This window comes from Thauera sp. ZXT1-4, from assembly GCF_052598215.2.
This window is the reverse complement of record NZ_JBQWSN020000072.1, coordinates 1-3365: the sequence shown is the minus strand read 5'-3', so window position 1 is coordinate 3365 and position 3365 is coordinate 1. Positions and strand designations below refer to the sequence as shown.

Here is a 3365-nt window from a genome sequence, read left to right as displayed (position 1 = left end):
CAAGGTCAGCAGCCGCGGGCGTGAGGGCCGTACTTGCGGGCCAGTTCACCGAGTTCGTGATTGACTACCCGTGCCACTCCCGAAACGAGCGCCGTTGGTTCAATCTCCGTGTAACGCGTATGAGCTGTGACGGTCCCGTGCGAGCCGTGCTAAGTCATGAGAACATCACGAACGTGAAGCTGACTGAACAGGTCATCCTGGAGCGCGAGGAGGCCTTACGGCGCAGTGAAGCAATCTATCGGACGATCGCGAGCCACCTTCCCAATGGTGCGGTGATCCTTTTTGATAAGGAGTTGCGCTATACCTTCGCCGATGGCTTGGGGCTTCGCGACCACCAGCTCAGAAAGGAGGATCTCGAAGGCAAACTCCTATGGGAACTCTTCCCTGAGAACATTTCGACGCCACTCGCCGCTCTGTACCGTAACGCGCTCGACGGCACGGCGGGCAAGGTCGAGGTGTTGTTCAACGAGGCATGTTTCCTGGTCCACGCTATCCCTTTGCAAAGCGCGGATGGGAGCGTTTATGGGGGGCTGGCGCTCACCCAGGACATCACCGCCACAAAGCGGCTCCAGCTGGAACTCGAAGACACGAACCGCCGCCTGCTCACGCTCAGTCGGCAAGATGGTCTGCTGGGAATCGCAAACCGACGTTACTTTGATGAAATGCTGTTGGTGGAATGTCAGCGCCACGCGCGAGATCACGCTCCGCTCGGCGTCTTGATGATCGATGTCGATCATTTCAAACCTTACAACGACCACTACGGCCATGTCGCCGGCGACGAGTGCCTGAAAGCCATTGCAACTGTGTTGCGTGGAGCCGTTCATCGCCCTGCCGACCTCGTGGCCCGTTTTGGCGGCGAGGAGTTCGTGTTGCTGCTGCCGGATACGGCAAGCGCAGGCGCCGCAATCGTGGCGAAGCGGATTCATGCGCAGCTGGCCGAACTTGGCGTTCCCCATTTATCGTCTCCCATTGGCGCGCACGTCACGGTCAGCATTGGCGTGGCTGAGCTGCGACCGGGAAGCACGAGTTGTCTCCAGTTGTTACTGGCCGCAGCCGATGCGGCGCTGTATCAAGCCAAGCAGCGGGGGCGGAACCGCACGGAGATTGACGGTCTTTAAGTGTCCGGAAGCTACGACCGGTGCCGACTCCACCAAACCCGGGGCGATTCAGGGGGGATTCTCTATCGACAGTTTGATCCGCCTCCAGACGACGGCGCCAGGCTGCGCGGATCGTCCTTCAACAGGTATTCGAGGTGGACCAGCAGCGCGTCCCAGAGTGCGTGAAGTTCCGCCATACCGGCCAAAGCTTCGACATCGTGACCCTGCGAACGCCGCTTGAGCAAGTCGGCGGCCAGCGCGTGTACCCGGAGATGTAAGGTTTCAATGGTGGCGAAGGTTGCGGCGTGGCGCGGCTGATGGATGGTCTTGTCGAGCCACTGGCCTAATCGGCATTGATGATGATCGAGTGGCGGCGGCGCGTCGCGCCTGCCATCGAGGTGTTCCCCCAGGGCAACAATCCAGCCTCGATGCTCGACACCGGCAATCAGCACCGGCATCAGCTCGCGGTCGAGGCAGTGTGCATGCGCCCATCGTGGGTCGGGGCGCCAACGCTGGCGCCACGCAGGCAGATCGGCCGCCGCCATCGGTCGGGCGATGCCATAGCCCTGGCCCAGATCGCAGCCGAGCCGCAGCAGGGTTTCGCCGTGCGCCACCGTCTCCACCCCCTCGGCAATCGCCGTGCGCCGAAAGGCGGTGGCCAGCCCCAGTATTCCTTCTAGAATAGCGAGGTCGTCCGAGTCCTGCAGCATGTCGCGAACGAAGCTCTGATCGATCTTGAGCACTTGCGCCGGCAGGCGCTTGAGATAGGTGAGCGACGAATAACCGGTGCCAAAATCATCGAGCGCAAAACTGACTCCGAGCGTCGCGGATGCATCGATAACCGCGGAGACCAGGGCGATGTCTTCGAGAGCGCTACTCTCCAGCACTTCTAGCTCAAGATAGCCGCGCGGCACGTTCGGGTGCGCTGCCAGCAGGGCTCGCAGTTCATCCAGAAAACCGGCCTGCTGCAGATGAAAGCCGGAGATGTTCACGCTAACCGGTAAATCGACTCCCGCGTCCTGCCATGCCGCGATCTGGGTCAGCGCAGTGTCGATCACCCAGCGTCCCAGTTCCACTTCCAGCGGATGTTGTGCGATCTGCGGCAGAAACTCCACGGGTGCAAGCAGGCCCTGATCCGGGTGTTGCCACCGGATCAGGGCCTCGGCTCCGATCACCTCGCCGCTGCGCATGTTGACCTTGGGCTGGTAGTGAAGCACGAACTCGTTCTTGATTAATCCCTCCCGGATGCGCTCCAGGTGCTCGTGCTGACCGCGCAGACTTGCATCCCGTGCGGTGTCAAAAATATGGTAACGGTTCTTGCCCGCGACCTTGGCCTGGTACATCGCTTGGTCCGCCTGGCGCAGCAACTGATCGGGATCGACATCATCACTTTGCGGGTAGTGGGAAATCCCGATGCTGCCGGAAACCTGAACGACCACGCCATCCACCTTTACCGGTTGGGCGATGACGGACAGCAATCGATCGATCAGATCCTTCGCTGCACTCTGATTGCTCAGATCGGCAAGTACGGCGACGAACTCGTCGCCACCCAGGCGGGCGACGGTATCGCCCTCGCGCAGGCAATCCTTCATGCGCGCGGCAAGGGTCACCAACAGTTGATCGCCGACGTCATGGCCATGTACATCATTTACTGACTTGAACCCATCCAGATCGATATAAGCCAGTGCCAGCGGCAGGCCGCTGCGCCTTACCCGTACGATGGCCTGCTCGAGGCGATCGGCCAGCAGCACCCGGTTGGGAAGGCCGGTGAGCGGATCGAAGTGCGCGATATGCCTGAGCTGCTGCTCATTGTCCTTTTGCCGCGTGATGTCCGAGAACAGCGCCACATAGTGGGAGGTCTGCTGATCGCTCCCGCGCACGGCCGCGATTGTGAGTGACAGGGCGTACTCCTGTCCGGACTTGCGCATATTCCAGGCCTCCCCCTCCCAGTACCCTCGGGTGCGCAGATCACGCCACATCTCGTCATAGAAAGCTCGATCATGGCGCCCGGAGCTGAGGATGCGGGGGTTGCGGCCGAATACCTCGTTTCGGGGATAGCCGGTGATACGGGTGAAGGCGTCGTTGACCTCGATAATGTGGGCATCGGCATCGGTGATAACGATACCTTCACGGGCGTGGCTGAATACGCTTGCTGCGAGTTGGAGCTTTGCGTCGGATTGACGCCGGACATTCAAACCATCCAGAAAGGCATTGAACCCGCGCGAGAGATTGCCGATCTCGTCATCGCCGCGCGGCGCCAGCGGCAGC

Annotated in this window: 2 protein-coding genes; one reads left to right on the top strand and one right to left on the bottom strand. The window is 61.1% G+C overall.

From position 1 onward, the window contains the following. The coding region (locus ACUH78_RS18895) for a GGDEF domain-containing protein (RefSeq protein ID WP_445334412.1) at positions 1-1118 on the top strand (1118 nt) is incomplete at its 5' end. A 62-nt stretch (positions 1119-1180) separates the two neighbouring features. On the opposite strand, the gene ACUH78_RS18890 is transcribed toward ACUH78_RS18895, so the two are convergent. Beyond that, positions 1181-3365 (bottom strand): EAL domain-containing protein (locus tag ACUH78_RS18890; RefSeq protein WP_445334413.1); only part of this gene is annotated, 2185 nt, incomplete at its 5' end.